General features: G+C 63.9%; 16 protein-coding genes. 4 read left to right on the forward strand and 12 right to left on the reverse strand.

Annotation, left to right across the window (positions count from 1 at the left end; genetic code table 11):
• The first annotated feature begins 1,090 nt into the window (after positions 1–1,090).
• The 3 genes from AU188_RS25150 (at position 1,091) to AU188_RS24530 (ending at position 3,801) form a co-directional block, all read left to right on the forward strand.
• A complete protein-coding gene (locus AU188_RS25150; RefSeq protein ID WP_082686778.1) occupies positions 1,091–1,486 on the forward strand; it encodes a nitroreductase family deazaflavin-dependent oxidoreductase in 396 nt (131 codons plus the stop codon).
• Between the two features lie 430 nt (positions 1,487–1,916).
• Complete coding sequence (locus tag AU188_RS24525; RefSeq protein WP_059166064.1) at positions 1,917–3,170, forward strand: cytochrome P450; 1,254 nt, start codon at positions 1,917–1,919, stop codon at positions 3,168–3,170.
• Positions 3,163–3,801, forward strand: a complete 639-nt coding sequence (locus tag AU188_RS24530; protein ID WP_059166065.1) for a TetR/AcrR family transcriptional regulator — start codon at positions 3,163–3,165, stop codon at positions 3,799–3,801. Before AU188_RS24525 ends, AU188_RS24530 begins: the two co-directional genes overlap by 8 nt.
• 75 nt (positions 3,802–3,876) lie before the next feature.
• On the opposite strand, the gene AU188_RS24535 is transcribed toward AU188_RS24530, so the two are convergent.
• The 6 genes from AU188_RS24535 to AU188_RS24560 form a co-directional block, all read right to left on the reverse strand.
• On the reverse strand, positions 3,877–5,094 hold the full coding sequence (locus AU188_RS24535; RefSeq protein ID WP_059166066.1) for a hypothetical protein: 1,218 nt from the start codon (positions 5,092–5,094) through the stop codon (positions 3,877–3,879).
• 26 nt (positions 5,095–5,120) lie between these two features.
• On the reverse strand, positions 5,121–6,788 hold the full coding sequence (locus AU188_RS24540; protein ID WP_156426808.1) for a C39 family peptidase: 1,668 nt from the start codon (positions 6,786–6,788) through the stop codon (positions 5,121–5,123).
• A 526-nt stretch (positions 6,789–7,314) separates the two neighbouring features.
• A complete protein-coding gene (locus tag AU188_RS24545) occupies positions 7,315–7,542 on the reverse strand; it encodes a hypothetical protein (RefSeq protein WP_059098010.1) in 228 nt (75 codons plus the stop codon).
• Positions 7,543–7,843: 301 nt separating this feature from the next.
• On the reverse strand, positions 7,844–8,221 hold the full coding sequence (locus AU188_RS26015) for a LuxR C-terminal-related transcriptional regulator (RefSeq protein WP_353612122.1): 378 nt from the start codon (positions 8,219–8,221) through the stop codon (positions 7,844–7,846).
• 442 nt (positions 8,222–8,663) lie between these two features.
• Positions 8,664–9,158 carry an SRPBCC family protein gene (locus AU188_RS24555; protein ID WP_059166069.1) on the reverse strand — a complete coding sequence of 165 codons (495 nt, stop codon included), beginning with the start codon at positions 9,156–9,158 and terminating at the stop codon, positions 8,664–8,666.
• 48 nt (positions 9,159–9,206) lie between these two features.
• Positions 9,207–9,542, reverse strand: a complete 336-nt coding sequence (locus AU188_RS24560; protein ID WP_059166070.1) for an ArsR/SmtB family transcription factor — start codon at positions 9,540–9,542, stop codon at positions 9,207–9,209.
• Positions 9,543–9,607: 65 nt separating this feature from the next.
• Between AU188_RS24560 and AU188_RS24565 the strand changes: the two genes are divergently transcribed.
• Positions 9,608–10,261, forward strand: a complete 654-nt coding sequence (locus tag AU188_RS24565; RefSeq protein WP_059166071.1) for an SDR family oxidoreductase — start codon at positions 9,608–9,610, stop codon at positions 10,259–10,261.
• A gap of 31 nt (positions 10,262–10,292) precedes the next feature.
• Here the strand turns inward: AU188_RS24565 and AU188_RS24570 are convergent, their stop codons facing one another.
• The 6 genes from AU188_RS24570 to ectB form a co-directional block, all read right to left on the reverse strand.
• Complete coding sequence (locus AU188_RS24570) at positions 10,293–10,988, reverse strand: hypothetical protein (RefSeq protein WP_286137663.1); 696 nt, start codon at positions 10,986–10,988, stop codon at positions 10,293–10,295.
• Positions 10,989–11,090: 102 nt separating this feature from the next.
• Positions 11,091–12,563 (reverse strand): hypothetical protein, encoded by a 1,473-nt coding sequence (locus AU188_RS24575; protein WP_059166072.1) that lies wholly within the window; start codon positions 12,561–12,563, stop codon positions 11,091–11,093.
• Positions 12,564–13,065: 502 nt separating this feature from the next.
• Positions 13,066–13,416: a hypothetical protein gene (locus AU188_RS24580; RefSeq protein ID WP_082686779.1), complete on the reverse strand. Its 351-nt coding sequence runs from the start codon at positions 13,414–13,416 to the stop codon at positions 13,066–13,068.
• Positions 13,417–13,481: 65 nt separating this feature from the next.
• Complete coding sequence (gene thpD, locus AU188_RS24585; RefSeq protein WP_059166074.1) at positions 13,482–14,396, reverse strand: ectoine hydroxylase; 915 nt, start codon at positions 14,394–14,396, stop codon at positions 13,482–13,484.
• Positions 14,393–14,785: an ectoine synthase gene (locus tag AU188_RS24590; protein ID WP_059098004.1), complete on the reverse strand. Its 393-nt coding sequence runs from the start codon at positions 14,783–14,785 to the stop codon at positions 14,393–14,395. The genes thpD and AU188_RS24590 overlap by 4 nt, the downstream gene beginning before the upstream one ends.
• Positions 14,786–14,818: 33 nt before the next feature.
• Complete coding sequence (gene ectB, locus AU188_RS24595; RefSeq protein ID WP_059166075.1) at positions 14,819–16,108, reverse strand: diaminobutyrate--2-oxoglutarate transaminase; 1,290 nt, start codon at positions 16,106–16,108, stop codon at positions 14,819–14,821.
• Between the last annotated feature and the right edge of the window lie 2 nt (positions 16,109–16,110).

Here is a 16,110-nt window from a genome sequence, read left to right on the forward strand (position 1 = left end):
TTCTATCCGTCGCATGCGGTTAGAGACCGTCGCGCCTCTTGACCAGGACTGCCCCGTGAAGTGGGACGTATCGAGAGCGAGTCGCTTGATCGCTCGTTGAAGGACGCGATAATCACCGCCCTCTGGCACGACACCTAACAGCCTGAGTGCGCCGGGCAAATGAACGAGACCTTCGAATCGCCTCGTAGTACTGATCATCGCTGATCTTGCAGCGGCTCACCCGGTTTGGTTCAGGCGTTTCCGCTATGAATGCCTCGGCCTCAGAAACCGTTCTGAACCGTCGCCTGAGACGTTTCCTTTTGCCGTCGAGGTAGACAGTTGCTCGAACTTCATACCGAATCTCCCCGTCTGAGAGGACGACACGAACGGGTGTCCGTGCAAACTTCTCACCCATTCGTTCTCCTGAACGGGTGACAGCCTCGTGCGACGGCAGCTAGTTCGAGGGTCTCGTCCGACGGTGCTCGGGCGCGGCCGAATCTCAAGCAGACCCGAGGAGGCACACAAAGTTGCTCGACCCAGCTCTTGACACCGAGCAACCCTGCAAGTTGTCCCGTGCCCGGGCGGTGCTCGGCGCTGCGGTGGCGATGAGTTGCCAATGACCGCAAGGCGTTCGCCGCATCTGTTTCGGCATCGTCGATGACCTTTGGCACAGGACGAGTTTTCCACGGCCTACTGACAACTCCCGCCGTATTGAATGCGCCCGCTAGCTTGCTAGACCTTCGTTACGCGACGTCTACGCCGATTGGCCACTCGTCACCGAGCTAGCAAGTGGGCGACCAGGAGGAGCACTTCGCTGCGAAGAACCAAGGGCGTTGTTCAGAGCTGCTGTCAATCGCAGCCGGCCACGCGCGGTGAACTTGGTCCGGGGGATATGTGCGAAACGGGTCACGAAGTTGGACCGCGCCGCGGAGGCCTGTCGCCCGTTCTAAAATCCGCCCAGTGTCGGTTCGAGTCCGACTGGGGGGCACGGGACCTGTTGCAGGTGGAGGCGGTCTTTGGGGGAGTTGGCATTGGGTGCTCACCGCGTTCGCCGCTCGCTATATCCACACCGCGTCAGCGAGGAACTTCAACCAATACCTAGACTCCGTAAATGCGCGTTCCTCGCCGAATCGCAGAGTTCAACAGGCGAGTCACCAATCCGGCGGCTCGCACGATTACACCGTGGCTTCCGAGCCTCGGGACGCTCGAGCACGTCGGGCGGAGGTCGGGTAAGCGATATCGAACGCCCCTTCTGGTATTCAAGACCCATGATGGCTACGCCATCCTCGTCGGCTACGGCGTAGAGACGGACTGGTTGAAGAACGTGCTGGCTGGCGGACCGACGGTGCTGCGCAAGCGTGGACGGACTGTTGCGCTCGCCAACCCACGGGTTGTGAGCAAGGCCGAGGCTGCGGCCCTCGTCATACCGCGCTCTCGGCTTCTCTACCGAGCGTTTCCCTACAACGAGGCCGCCGTGCTGCTGACGAATGTGGGCTCTGCAGGTTGACCTCTGCACCGCACCGGACTTAGAGCCCAGCAAGCGGCTCAAATCCGCACAGTGTCGGTTCGAGTTCGACTGGGGGCACCAAGCAAATCTGCAGGCGAGGCCCTACTAAGCGGCCATGAGGGCCATGGAAGCAGGTGCCCAGCCGGGACGCCGAGTCCACATGCCGTCCACGCGCAGGGTCATGCGCCGCGTGGTCCAGCAACCCGACCCCGCTATCGCGCTGACTCGAGGGGCGGTACATGAAAGCGGAGAATCTGGGAGCATGTGTGGACATTGGAAAGCAGAACGTATGGTCCCTCGCGGCAGCCCCTCCGCTGAACAGCAGATCTAGCCAAATTGTGTTGACGCCATTGGGCCCGTGGTCATACACTTCTGAGAAATATGTCCGTACCCGATCCCTGTCTGGGCTCTATCGGAAGTTGAGACATCGATGAACGCGCGCAGCACAGCCCCCAGCGTCTTCGACGCCGGTTTACCCACGTTCGATTACAGCCTGACCGCCAGTCCGCACGACATCATCGAGGATCTCCGAAAGGCGCAATCGCGCGCGCCCATCGCCATCGGGCCCTTCGGTCCGGAGGTCCTGTCCTACGAATTGGCTCGCGACATATTGCGCGACAACAGATTCCGCCTTCCGCCCGGTATCACTCTGGCGGCACAGGGCATAACGTCAGGCCCGCTGTACGACAAGATGGCGAACAGCCTTCTGGGCCTGGACGGCGCGCCACATATTCGCTTGCGCAAACTGGTTTCCAAGGCGTTCACCCCCCGCGCGACATCACGCCTTCAAGACACGATCCAGGAAGTGGTGAACGGGCTGATCGATCGCGTGGTGGACGCCGGACGGTGCGATGTCGTGACCGACATCGCACGGCCCTACCCAACCCCGATCATGTGCGCGCTGCTGGGTGCGCCTCGCGAAGATTGGCAACTGTTCGCGGACTGGACTGAGGAGGTCTTCAAAGCCCTCAACTTTCAGCCAGATGCCAACTTCGATGAAGCTGCGATCATGCGCGCCTGGAGTGAACTCGACGCGTACGTCGACGATATGGTCGCCGCCCGCCGAACCAATCTGACCGATGATCTGCTCTCCGAACTCATACGCGCCGAAAGCGACGGCGACCGTCTCAATCTCGACGAACTTCGCATGCTGGTGGCCGGCTTCCTGATGGCCGGAACGGATACGACGCGGAACCAACTAGCCGCGTCGGTTCAGGTGCTCTGCGAGCATCCAGACCAATGGGTGAAGCTGCGCGACCACCCAGAACTTGCCATGCAGGCGGTTGAGGAGAGCATGCGCCACTCACCCGCGGCCTCAATCGTGCCGCGAGCCGCTGTCGAGGATGTCGAGTTCGGTGGCTACGTGTTCCCGGCAGGAACCTTCGTATTCGCGAACACCTTTGCAGCCAATCGAGATCCAGCGATCTATCGCGATGCCGACCGCTTCGACATCGCGCGCAAGGACGTCCCCGCAATTCTGACCTTCGGCGGTGGCGCGCACTACTGCCTCGGGGCGAACCTTGCACGCCGCGAACTGGCGGAAGCGCTCACAGTCCTCACCCGCCGCCTGAACGCGCCCCATCGCGTTGGTCCGGCACCGTGGAAATCCCTACTGGGAATGACTGGTCCGACAACTCTTCCGATCGAACTCACCAGCGAAAGCCTTGTGGCGGCGGATGCGTAGTCGTGGCTGGGCGGGATCTATGCCCGCCTCGGACGAGGAAGCCATCGCCCGCATTCTCGACGCGGTAGATGAAGAGGTCGCCGAGCGTGGATCGGGGATACGCCTTGCCGACGTCGCCCGCCGGCTCGGTGTCACTCGTCAGACGGTGTACCGCTACTTCCCTAATGCTGACGCGCTGCTCATCGCCAGCTCGATGCGTGCGGTCAACGGGTTCATCGACCAGGTCGTCGATCACGCCAGCGGTGTCAAGGACCCGGTCATTGCAGTCGTCGAAAGCGTGTCGTTCGGAGTCCAGAACCTCTCCGGTGATCCGCAACTGGAGAGCCTGCTGACCCGGCGGCATGAAGGCGAAGCCGTCACCTCGCTGACCTCCGACACGGCAATTGCTTTTTGCTTATCGGTCTTTCACCGCCTCGACGTCGATTGGGAGCTTCACGGCTTCGACACCACCGCGCTCGCTGAACTCGCCGAAATGACTTTGCGCACAGTGCAGTCCCTCCTGACCGATCCTGGGCAGCGGCAACGCGATGAAGTCGCACTACGCCGCTTTGTTGCGCGCTGGCTTGGTACAGCGATCCTCTATCCACGGATGACGTCGCTGGTTAGCACTGCTCCATGGCTATCCATGTAGGGCATGAGCGGCGCGTCCGGTCTCAAGATGCGCGCAGTGTCGGTTCGAGTCCGACTGGGGGCACCAGGGTCAGCTCTACGGCGTCGTCTGCCGTCGCCGGCGCGACAGGACGACGAACACAACCGCGCCGATCGCCAGGACTCCGGCGATGGCGGCGACGATCACCAACGGTTTGACCCACGTGTTCTCGGCCGGCGCCGCCGCGTTGCTGGTCAGTTGCACCTGATAGCCCGGCAGCGGACTTTGCGACGGCTGGCTCAGTCCGGGCAGTTGCTGGGTGCTGGTGACCTCGAACAAGCGCTCGCCGCCTGCGGTCTTGGTCCACGTACCCCATGCGGGAGTCTCGCCGTCGAGCAGGACGCGGTGACCACCGACCGACGGATCGTCGCCGAGATCGGCCAGCGTTTTTACGCGGAACGGCTTCGACACTCCGTCGTTGTACTTGAGTTGCACGAGCACATTCTCAAAGGCCGTGGGCTGCTTGGGCTTTACGGGTGGCGGCTGACCCGGGGCCGGCTGGTACCCGCCACCGGTGAAGCTCCCGGCCGAAACCGTCACCGGCTTACCCGAGGGGTCCTTGTTCACCGCGGTGAAGCTGTAGACACCGGCGTTCGGGGCGGTCAGCACCCCCCGCTGCATCGGCGGGACCTCGAAGACGCGGGTGGCGTTGTCGTACGAGTAAACGAGCTGCAGCGGCGAGCTGTACGGATTGGTGAACACCGGCCGGTACCAGTTGTCGTAAGTGGTCCACGACGAATTCCATTGCGTCACCTGGCTGCTCCACGTCGAGGACGTGGTGCTGGTCGTCGTGCTGCTGACCACCGACTCGAGAGACTCGGTGAGCTCGGTGACCTCGGACTCCGACGCTTCCGCCGAGTCGACATCCACCGCGTCGGCGCCCTGCGCCTCGTCGAAATCGTCTTGCGACACCTCGGCGATGTCGGGTTCGGCAGTATCGGCGTCGACGGCCGGGTCTGAAACGCTCGAATCCGGGTCGCCCGGGTCGCCCTGATCGCCCGGTTCCTCCGGCGCACCGGCGGAGCCCGGTTCATCCCCGTCACCACCGCCCGGGGCGTCGTCGCCGGCCGGGTCGCCCGGGTCCGGCGCGCCCGGCTCATCGGCCGGCTGGTCGGAGGACCCGGAATCGTCGCTGACCTCCGAGGAGTCGCCGCCGTCGTCGTACGGATCGGCCCACGCGTGCGGAACGGCACCCAAGCACAGGGCCGTCGTGACTGCGACCGACGACAAGGCGAGGGCGCTACGCCGGTAGACGGCGCTCCAAGTTTCGTTCATGTGATCCTTTGGTCGAGTGCCGTCCGCTATGCCACGTTGATAAGAACGCCCGCACCGGTAAAGCTGGCCGATTCCGGTTCCGACGCCGACGTATTCGACTCCTTGAGCTCCGCAATGATTGTCTCGTAGTTGTCGACCTGCCAGGCCTTCATGAAGGCGTCCAGCGGAACCTTCAAGTTTCTCCCCTGCTCGGCGAATCCGCTGTCGTTGAGGTAGACGACTCTTTCGGTGAAGTCGACCCCGGTGACGACCACCTGATGGTCCGGGAGGTGGATATCCTCGGGCACATGCTCGGGATCGACGGAATTCCAGACGATTCCGCCGTGTAGTCCGACCGACACGGCCTTCTTCTCCTCCAGCGCGAATGCCACGGCTCTCAGCGCCTGGTTGCCCTCTGATTTGTCATATTCCGTGAGGGTGGCCGAAATGCCGTGGTTATCCAGGAGTTTGAGCGCATCTTTGACATCGACGCCGTCTTGGCTCTGTAGGCCCTGGTACATCTTCTTGCCCGGGTTGGCAACGCTGTCGGTTTCCTGCGCCTCCTTGACGATGTCCTCTTCGTCGGGCTCGTTCGGGGCTTGTTTGAGTTGGTTGATGATCATGGCCGTCGACATCAAAACGCAGTTCTTGGACGACTGCGCTTGCCAGTACTGCGCATTCGTTGTCGGGTCGCCGTACAGGCCGGTGAAGACCTCCGGGGCGGTGAACAAGTCCGATATTTCGTGGATGAACTCTGTGACGGCAAATGAGATGTAGTTGACGAATTCCGTCACCACCAACGCCGCGGTGTTGGCAAGTTCGGAGACCACAAACGCCGCGCTGCCGAGGAGCGCCTCCAGCGGAGACTGCGTGGCCACCTGCTGGTTGAACGCTTCTGTCCGAGCAGCCTGCGCTTCAGTGAATGCCTCTATCCGGTTGGCTTGCTCCTTTTGGAACGCCGCGGTCCGTTCGGCCGATGTGGGCTCCACCGTCAGCTCAAGGGGTACCGCAGATGAGGGCGGTTCGGAATCAGATTCCGACGCTGCGGTCAAGACGATGGGCACCAACTCGTCCGCCTGAGTATCGGTGAGCAGCGCGGTTGTCGTGATCTGTTGCGCGTCACCGGCCAATTGGTATTTGGACGCCCGCTCCAGATCGCGGCGCACCAAATCCAGTGAGCCCACCAGTATTGCGGTCGGAGGCGGTGCGACGGGGCCATCAGTCGCGGCCAACGGCAAGCCGAGGCCGACCACCGACAGCAGGCTGGACACCACGTCTATCGATGGGGCCGGATCACCCGATCGTGCGACGACAGCGCTCTTGTTGTCCGCATCGGAGCTCGCCGAGAGCGGAACCGACGTTTCCGTGCCCAGCGTGCCGACGTTCAGTTTGGTGACGGTTTCTACCCCAGCGTCATCGCGTGCCACCACGATATCCGTTGCGCCGGAGCGGTTTACTTGCGCGAGGGATCGGACACCGATGTCGCTGTCCGGTTGGTGGGTGCCCGCGGCGCCGGTTGCGCCCGCGGTCGGCTTCTGTGGCGCGGTGACCGAGGAGCTGGTTTCCAGTCGATCCGATCGACGCTTCCTCGGTTCCCGCTCTGTGGAGGGCTCGGACACGGGCGGGGCAGCTGGGATGACCGAATTATCCACTGGCACAGGCAGATTGGGCGACGGGCTGCCGACCTCATCGCCGTCTGGTGTCGTCGCCGGCACGGACGCGACAGGTGCTTCGTCCGCCTCGTTGGCCGAATCGGCTGCGGATTGCTGGCCCGGGGCGGCGGACCGCTCGGCGTCGGAATCTCGGGCGGGCTTGGTGGTCGAACTCCGCGAGGGCCGTGTCACCGACGAACCCGGCCCGGGCTTCGTCGCCGACGTACCCGCACCCGAAGATGTCGCCGGCTTCGTACCCGAGGTGGTCGAGCCGGAAGGACTGCCAGACGAGGCCGAATCCTTGCCTGTGGTCGACGAAGAGTTCGTCGATCCAGACGAAGAGTTCGTCGTCCCAGACGAAGAGTTCGTCGTCCCAGACGATGAACTCGAGGACGACTGGCCTGAATCATTCGGCTCTGCAGCGGCCGGCCCCATCCCTCCGGTGCCGACCAACCCCGCTACACCGAGCGAAAAGGCAACAGCCCCAACACGCAACGCCACCTTTGCCGAGTTCATATGCCCCCCTAGAGCCCCGCCGGAACCATGCTCTGAATCGAGATGCGAATGTTGTTCTTCGGGGTTGAGGACATCAACTGCTCAACCACACGTACCAGAGGCCATCGCCGTCCTGACGGCAATCCCAATGCGCGTAGTTGGCGTCGTTCTGCGTGATCTCGACGTTCGGTCCGTCTACCTGACAGGCCTCGAGCGTCGCGTAGCCACCCTCCACTTGAACCTCGTCCGCGTGCGCCACCCCCACAGCGAAAGTCAGCAACCCGCCCACTGCCAGCGCCCCTGCGGCGATTGTCCTCATCATGCTCATGCCCCTTTCGAAAATGATCCGGTCACCGCGGTTCTTTCCGGTGTAGGGCCGGTGGCCACGGCTTCGGAAGTATTAACGCAACCGTCATGCAGCTAACTGTCAGAAATTCGGTTAGTTCATCTGTTCAGATGACATGCGCCTTCGTTCGGTGGACATCCGCACAGCAGCTGCCATCGCCAGATCGGCCGGCTGTGAACCTAATGCGATTCTTGCCCAAAGGAATCGGGGGTTTCCCTATGGTTAGCTTGCCGGGGAGACACGACGATGAACCGCTGGCCTGTCGCAACCTCGAACATCACAGGTCGTCGACGCTGAGGATCTCGTCCTGGATCGCTCTGGCGACCAGAGCCGCCTTGGTCGGTGCCGGTCTGCCGACCGCCGCATACTTCGCCCGCACCCGTTGTAGGTGAGTTGCCACCGTGGAGGCCTCGATGTACAGCTTCTCGGCGACCGCATGTTTGTTGTCGGTCTGGAACCAGGCGACGAGGACTTGTTGTTCTCGTTGGCTCAGTTGCGGCCGCGGTCTGCGGCCGTTGTTGGGCAGCGCTTGCGCCATTCTCGGAACGACGTGTGGGCGGTCGCTGTGCGCGGCGTAGATCGCCGCTGCGAGCACGTGTTCGGGTTCGGACTTGGCGATGCAGCTGACGGCGCCCGCATCCAGGGCGGCTGACAAGACGTCGTCGGTTACCGAACAGGTATAGACAATAACTCGGTGACCCGCAGCGCAGATCCGACGAAGCGCATCCAGGTCCAGTTCGCCACCAGCACAAGGCAGGTCAAACAACACCACCTGGTTGGGAGCTGCAGCCCGGTGCGCCGCCGCGAACTCGGCTGGGCTGGCGAAATGGCCGGCGATCCTTATCGGTGGATGGGTGTCGTTCAACCATGCCTCGACGCCGGCGTACACGACTCGATGGCTGCCAACGATGACGACCGACCTCGAAGATCGACCGTCGTTTGGCGGTGGCATGCCGCAGATCCCCCTACATCGTGCGCTGCACTACTTGCATGAAACCACCGCTGCGCCGCCTGCGAGCCCGGCTTGGGCCAAATCCAACCGATTTATTCTTGCGAGCTAATCGTGCGCTGTAGTTGAACCATCAGAGCGGACGCTGTCACCGTGTCGACAGGTACTTCTCCAGCTTGTCCAGCTGCGCCTTGTAGCCCCACTTCATGCCGAACGCGGCCATCTTGGCCTTCGGGCCGATGTTGGTGATCGTGACGTGCAGATGTACGACGGTCATGCCGTCGCGTTCGGTGAGCGTGACGTCGTTGGTGTGGTGGATCGTCGAGCCACCTTCCTCGCCTTCGGTCCACGAACGGGCGTCGTAGCTGAGCCGGGACGGTTCCTCGATGCGGGTGAAGATGCCCGCCATCGGCCAGCGCGTGCCCTGGTACTTGCCCATGGCCTCACCGGCCTCCATGACGACGTAGACCTTGCCGCCCACCACCAGGTCGATCTCGCATTCCGGCACGAAGGTCTTCTCGGGGCCCCACCACTGACGCAGCATGTCCGGCTCCGTCCATGCCCGCCATACCGTTTCGATCGGGGCGCGGTATGAGCGCTCGAGGTCCAGGTTCTTGGTCTTCTTGAACATTTGCATCAGCATGGTGAGTCCTTCGGGTTCTCGGTGGAAGCGGTCTCGTCGGTGGTGCGATCAGTGGTCGGTCAGGTCATCTGTCCTCTCGGTGATGGACTCGAGGTAGCTGCCCAACGAGTCGAGCCGCGACTCCCACAGCTGGACGAAAGACTCCGCCCAGCGACCGATCTCCTCGAACGGTGCGGCCTCGAGGTGATAGATCCGCTGCCGCGCCAGAGCTTGGCCGGCGACTATCCCCGAATCACCCAGCACTCGGAGGTGTTTGCTCACCTGCGGTTGACGAATCTCGAGTGTCTCGGCGATCTCGCCCACCGAAAGCGGTCCTGCGCGCAACAATTCGACGATTCTCAGGCGGCTCGGCTCGGCAAGAGCTCCGAAGATCGTCGACTGCACGCTGCCGAAGGTACGTCCCAAACATATTCCTGTCAAGGAATATGTCTTGCGGCTACCGTGGAGTGATGGCGCGCATTCTGATCATCGGTGGCCACGGCAAGGTGGCCCTGCGGCTATCAGGAATCCTCAGTGACCGAGGCGACGAGGTGACTTCGGTGTTTCGCAACCCGGATCACTCCGACGACGTTCGGGCGACGGGCGCCGATCCGCTGGTCGCCGACATCGAGCACCTGGACACCGACGCGCTGGCAGAGATCGTTGCGGGGCATGACGCGGTCGTGTTCTCCGCGGGCGCCGGCGGCGGCAACCCGGCGCGCACTTATGCGGTGGACCGCGACGCCGCCATCCGCGTCATCGATGCCGCCGGGCAGGCCGGAGTGCTCAGGTTCGTCATGGTGTCCTACTTCGGTGCCGGGCCGAACCACGGTGTGCCGAAAGATAATCCGTTCTTTCCCTACGCCGAGGCGAAGGCCGCTGCCGATGAGCATCTGAGGGCCAGTCGGCTACGCTGGACGATTCTCGGGCCGGGCCGCCTGACGTTGGAACCGGCCACCGGGCGCATCGGCGTCGGCCCCGAGGCCGCCGACGGCGAGGTTTCCCGCGAAGACGTGGCTCTGGTCGCCGCCGCCTGCCTCGCCGACGACACGACGGTCGGGCGCACCATCGAGTTCAACAACGGCGACGTAACGATCACGGAGGCGTTGGCTCAGATGCCGTGAGGTGCGTGGACTGGGCGTGAATGCCGCGGCCTCAACTGGCGTCCTGCGACCGGGACCGACCCAGTCGCCACTTGGTTTTCTTCGGTGTCTGGTACGAGTCGTGGGTCCAAGCGTCCCACATCTCCTCTGGTTCGCCCTGGACGGGGCTGTTGCTGACCTCCCAGCCGAGGTTCACCACTTCCGTTGTGCACCACCGGATAAGAGATCCGTCAGCGCCGATCTCCTGGGCGAGACGCACTCTTTCGTCGGCGCTCAGCTTGTCGCTGAACGCCTGCATCGTGGTCTTCAAACGCCAGTAGGGGACGGCTTCTTCTCGGCATTGCCGACAGAGACTCAAGACTTCAACTCGCGCATGGTCGAGCAAGGACACCGGCTCTGCTTCATCGTGTCCAACAACTGGATCCCCGTGCGGCTCTGCCTCGGCCCGCCGAGCCGTCTCGCTGTCTGAGCCTCCGCTGCGCTCCATCAACTCGCGGTACTTGACGCGTAGCTCCTCGAGCTCGGCTGCCACTGCCCGCGCTTTATCTCGCCACCACGTCAGGTGATACTCGGCCAGCTTCGCCTCACAGTCGGGGCAGTTCGCGACCGCTCCCACCGTCTGGCCCAGCGGCGTCGGACTCTCCAGCGCCATGCCGCAGAGCGTGTGGTCATCGCGGTGGTTCAGGTAGTCACTGTGGTGCACCACCGAGGCGGATGACTCCCGTACGTAGCTGTGGGGTGGTTCCACAACAGCCAAAGTAGTTGAGCGCGACCGCCGTTTGGCGTCAGTTCGGCAAAACGACCGACAGCCCCGGGGCGGTCGTGCTCCGGGGCTGTCGAGGCGGCGCAGTTACTCGTCGCCGCTTTCGGAGTCCCCCTTCTCCGAACCTTCGGCCTTGTCGGCCGGCGCGTTGTCGGCCGGCGCGTTGTCGCCGGTGGCGACGGTCGCCGGCGCGGTCACCACCTGCTCGGTGGTCGTCACGACCTCGTCGGCCGCGCCACCGGTCGGGTCTTTGTCACCCGACTGACCGGCATTCGGTGAGAAGTTCGGCGATTCCCTCACCACGTTGTGGGCTGGCGGCTGTTCTTCCTGTTCCTTCGACACCGGGTCGTCGGTCGCGCCCGTCGTGTCGGGCTGCTGAACATCTTGCTGAAGCTCCTCATCCTGACCAGCGTCTTCTTCGTGTTCAGGTTCCTGCTGCCGTCGCTGCTCCGACAGGCCCACAAAGCGCGCTTGTCGATCCGGCAACGAGTCGATCGACGGGCCGTCGAACTCCTCGGTTCCGATGAGCGCGTCCTCGTCCGCTGCAGGGGTCTGCGGTTCGAAGGCGCCGCGGAGTGCGGCGTTGATCTGTTCGGTGACGCCCCACAGTCCGTTGCGGAAGTTCTCGACGAACGCGTTCGGCCCGCCGAGTGGCGCGGGCAGGGCATCGCGCAATCCATAGAGCGCCGGGTCGGCCACCCACAACGGCCCGTCGACGATGTTCTCCACCAGATCGAGCGCTTCTGCGGTGTCGCCCTGAGCGAGCGCGGCCGCCGCCTGAACGACGCCGACCGGCGCGAGGACGGTGGCGGCCGCGAGCCGCAGTGCGGTCGCAACGACACCCTCGGCGATCCGGGATAGCCCGTCGATGGGTCCGCTGACCGGCGTGTACGCGACGGGTCCGGGCCGCTGGAACGCGTTCATCGTCCGCTCGATGAAGCCCTGCAACGCCGCGCCCGGATCCTGCAGTCCCGCGTTGATCTCCTCGGTGACCTTCCACAATTCGTCACGGAAGTTCTCGATGATGCCGTCCGGTCCGCCGAGTGGCGCAGGCAGCGCGTCCCGCAGTCCGTACAGCGCGGGGTCGACGACCCACAGCGGCGCGTCGACGATGTTCTCCACCAAGCTGGCAAAGCCTTCGGCGCCGTTCCCCTCGACGATGGCGGCGGCCAGTTCGACCAGGCGAAGTGGGCTGAGGAGGGTGGCGGCCCCGAGCCGCAACCCGGACGCGGCGATGCCCTGGCCGATGCGGCCGACTCCGTCGAGGGGGCCGGAAACCGCGGTGTAGGGCACCGGCCCCGGTCGGCTGAACGCTTCCAGCGTGCCCCCGATGAAGGAGTTCAGCACCCCGCCCGGCTCGAAACTTTCCAGCAAAGCAAGAGCAGCGTCGATCTCGCGCTGGGTGTTCGTGGGCTCGGCGGCCGCCATCAGCCTCACCTCATGCGACCGGCTCTCCTCGGCGACGTTCGCTGGCGCCGGCGCGATCGGGCTCGCGGCGATGACCCCCGCACCGACAAGTGCGACTCCCGTCGTCATGTACGTTTTGGCGCTGGCTTTCATGAGCCCCTCCCCGGATAGCTGTGGCGAATCAGCCAGCAACTTACGCTTACGTCAGGACCAGTGTCCAGCTACCCGAAAAATTCTCGATCGAAATTAGCTCGCCGAGGGGAGTTCAAGCCCACCCACGGCGCGGCACCTCCCACATATTGCGAGATCCCACCAATTTTCGATCTGCACAGGCGCATCCCCGGACGTCGAGTTAACGCGTGCCAGTTCGCCGCATCACCGGTACCTGCGTGCCAAACGCAGTGACCACCGGTGATAGCCGCAAACCGCGGAACTTACCGCATTCCGGCACCGGTCCACATGCGATCCCCGCATCGTTGTAAATCCTCGGCATCGCGCGTCCAGAGCGGCGTGGCGAAGCCCATTCCGCTATCCACTTTGCGAAGCGGACGCCCGACCAAGGGTAGAGGTATGTAATTCGGGGGCTCGTGTCCGTGACTGCTCGGGCGACCGCATCCCCGAGCAGCAAACGCGAGCGATGAGTAAGCTGGCGGCGTCAGTAGCCCGGTGTGACGACGTCTTCCAGTTCCTGTAATTCGGGCGACGGCGGAGGCGGCGAGTGCGATGGCACCAGATTGCCCGTCGAGCCGCCGCATTCGGTACCGCTCACTCCCGGCGGACACGCGGAATTGGCCGGAGCAGTCGCGCCCGCAGGCGAGTTCGGCACCAGATACGGAACACACTGTCCGGCGTAGAGGTCCTCATCCTCGCCGGTCGGGCAGTTGGCGACGTGGGCAGGCGGGACTGCCGGCACGGACACGACCACCCCGAGCATCGGCGCCATCGCCGCGACCGTGAACCCGCCGGCAAGGATCAATCGTCGCGCGGACAAGGAGATCGACCTCATCGGCCACCCTTCGCTCGTGAGATTCGCTGTCTTTCCACCGTATCGCGGAGAGCAGCGCACGAGGGTCACTGCACGAGCGACGGGGTGCTGAACGGTTGGCCGTCTCTGGCGGCCAAGTACTCGGGTCGCGGTGTTTCGGCCTGGAAGGGCGCCTCGAGTCGGTTCTCGATCGAGTTGAACACCAGGAAGACGTTCGATCGGGGGAACGGCGTGATGTTGGAACCCGACCCGTGCATCAGGTTCGAGTCGAACCACAGGGCCGTGCCGGCGGGTCCGGTGACCTGGTCGATGCCGAAGCGTGCGGCGGCCTCGGTGAGCGTGGCCTGGCTCGGCACCCCGATCTCCTGTTTGACCAGCGATGAGGTGTGGTTGTCGGGCGGTGTGGTGCCCACGCACGGGTAGAAGACCTGATGCGATCCCGGCATCACCATCAGCGAACCGTTGTAGGGGAAGTTCTCGGTCAACGAGATCGAGCAGGAGACGGCCCGCATCATCGGCATCCCGTCCTCGGCATGCCAGGTCTCGAAGTCGGAATGCCAGTAGAAGCCGGTCCCGGTGAATCCCGGCATCAAGTTGACTCGCGCCTGGTGCAGGTAGACGTCACTGCCGAGTATCTGGCGGGCTACGGGCAGCACGGAGTCGAGCGTTATGACCTCGGCGATCACGTCGCTGAACAAGTGCGGCTGGAACACCGACCGGATGCTGCCGCCGGGCTCGCGGATGATCCGCGGGTCCGCAGGATCGGCTTGAGAACCAATGTGATTCAACTCGTCGCGGAGCGACGACAACCAGTTGTCGCCGACCGCCGACCGGCGTACCAGGTAGCCGTTCGCAGCGAGCGTTCTCAGGTCGGCCTCGCCCAGCGGACCGTCCAGCTCGCCACCCCAGACCGTGGGCTCGGCGCGCGGGATGGGCGCCGACGGTTTCTCGAGCCGGGTGGGGTACCTGTCCACGCGGTCGGGAAATCGGTTGTGGCTCAACTGGCTTGCACCGCCGGAGGGTAGGTACCGGTCTCGTCGTGTACTTCCTGGCCGGTCACCGGAGGATTGAACACACACAGCATCCGCAGTTGGGTGTCGCACGCGACTCGATGACGCTCGTGGCCGTCGAGCAGGTACATGGTGCCCGGCCGCAGCGGATGCTGCTCACCGGTTTCCAGATTGGTGAGCGTGCCGGAGCCCTCCACGACCCAGACCGCCTCGACGTGGTGGCGGTAGTGGAACTCGCTGACGGAGTTCGCGTTGATGGTGGTCTCGTGAAACGAGAAACCGACACCGTCGCCGGCCAGGACGATGCGTTTGGATCTCCAATCCTTCGCCGACACATCGCGTTCGGTGCCGGTGATCTCGTCAGTGGTGCGCACGATCACGGTCGTGCTCCTTTCGGGTTGCGATGACGGCGGTCAGGACAGCGTCGCGGCGATCGATTCGGCCAGTATGTCAATGCCGGCGTCGAGATCCGCCTCGGAAGTGGTCAGCGGCGGAAGCAGCTTGACTACCTCGTCCGACGGGCCGCTGGTTTCCATGAGTACCCCACGATCGAACGCGGCACGGCATACGGCCGTCGCCATCGGTTCATCGTCGAACTTGAGGCCTTGGGCCATGCCGCGTCCTCGCGCGGTGATGCCCGGATACCGCGCGGCGATTTCCTCCAGCCGTGCCCGCACCTGCTGCCCCTTGGCGATGGTGTCATCGGCGAACGTCTCGGTCTGCCAGAAGATTTCGAGAGCTTTGGCGGCCGTGACGAACGCCGGATTGTGGCCGCGGAAGGTGCCGTTGTGCTCACCGGGCGCCCACACGTCGAGCTCTCTGCGGAAGAGCGTCAGCGCCATCGGCAGCCCGTATCCGCTGATCGACTTGGACAGCGTGACGATATCGGGAACGATGCCCGCCTCCTCGAAACTGAAGAATCGGCCGGTTCGCCCACAGCCCATCTGCACGTCGTCGACGATGAGCAGAATCTCACGCCGACTGCACAATTCGGCGAGCGCTTGCAACCACTCCATCCGGGCGACGTTGAGACCACCCTCTCCCTGCACGGTCTCGACGATCACCGCGGCGGGGCGGTTGAGTCCGCCACCCGAGTCGTCGAGCACCCGCTCGAACCACTGGAAGTCCTCGGTGGCGCCGCCGAAGTAGTTGTCGTACGGCATCGGGGTCGCGTGCACCAGTGGGATGCCCGCCCCGGCCCGCTTCATCGAATTGCCCGTCACCGAGAGCGCGCCCAGGGTCATGCCATGAAATGCGTTCGTGAAGTTGATGATCGATTCGCGACCGGTCACCTTGCGGGCGAGTTTGAGCGCCGACTCGACGGAGTTCGCGCCGGTCGGGCCGGGGAACTGCACCTTGTAGTCGAGACCGCGTGGCTTGAGGATCAGTTGTTCGAAGTTCTGCAGGAACTCGGTCTTGGCCGATGTCGCCATGTCGAGCGAGTGCACGATCATGTCGTTGGCCAGATAGTCGATCAGCGGGCGCTTGAGCTCGGGGTTGTTGTGGCCGTAATTCAGCGCGCCGGCACCCGCGAAGAAGTCGAGGTACCGATTGCCCGAGGCGTCGGTCAGCCAGGAGCCCTGGGCGACAGCCATGGTGGTCGGCCAGCCGCGGCAGTAGCTACGCACCTCGGATTCGACCGAGCTGTAGATCTCGGGTAGGTCGGATTCATCGGGACGAGGGAGTGTTGCAGGCGTTGACATGT

It is taken from the genome of Mycobacterium sp. IS-3022, from assembly GCF_001500065.1.
Lineage (GTDB): Bacteria > Actinomycetota > Actinomycetes > Mycobacteriales > Mycobacteriaceae > Mycobacterium.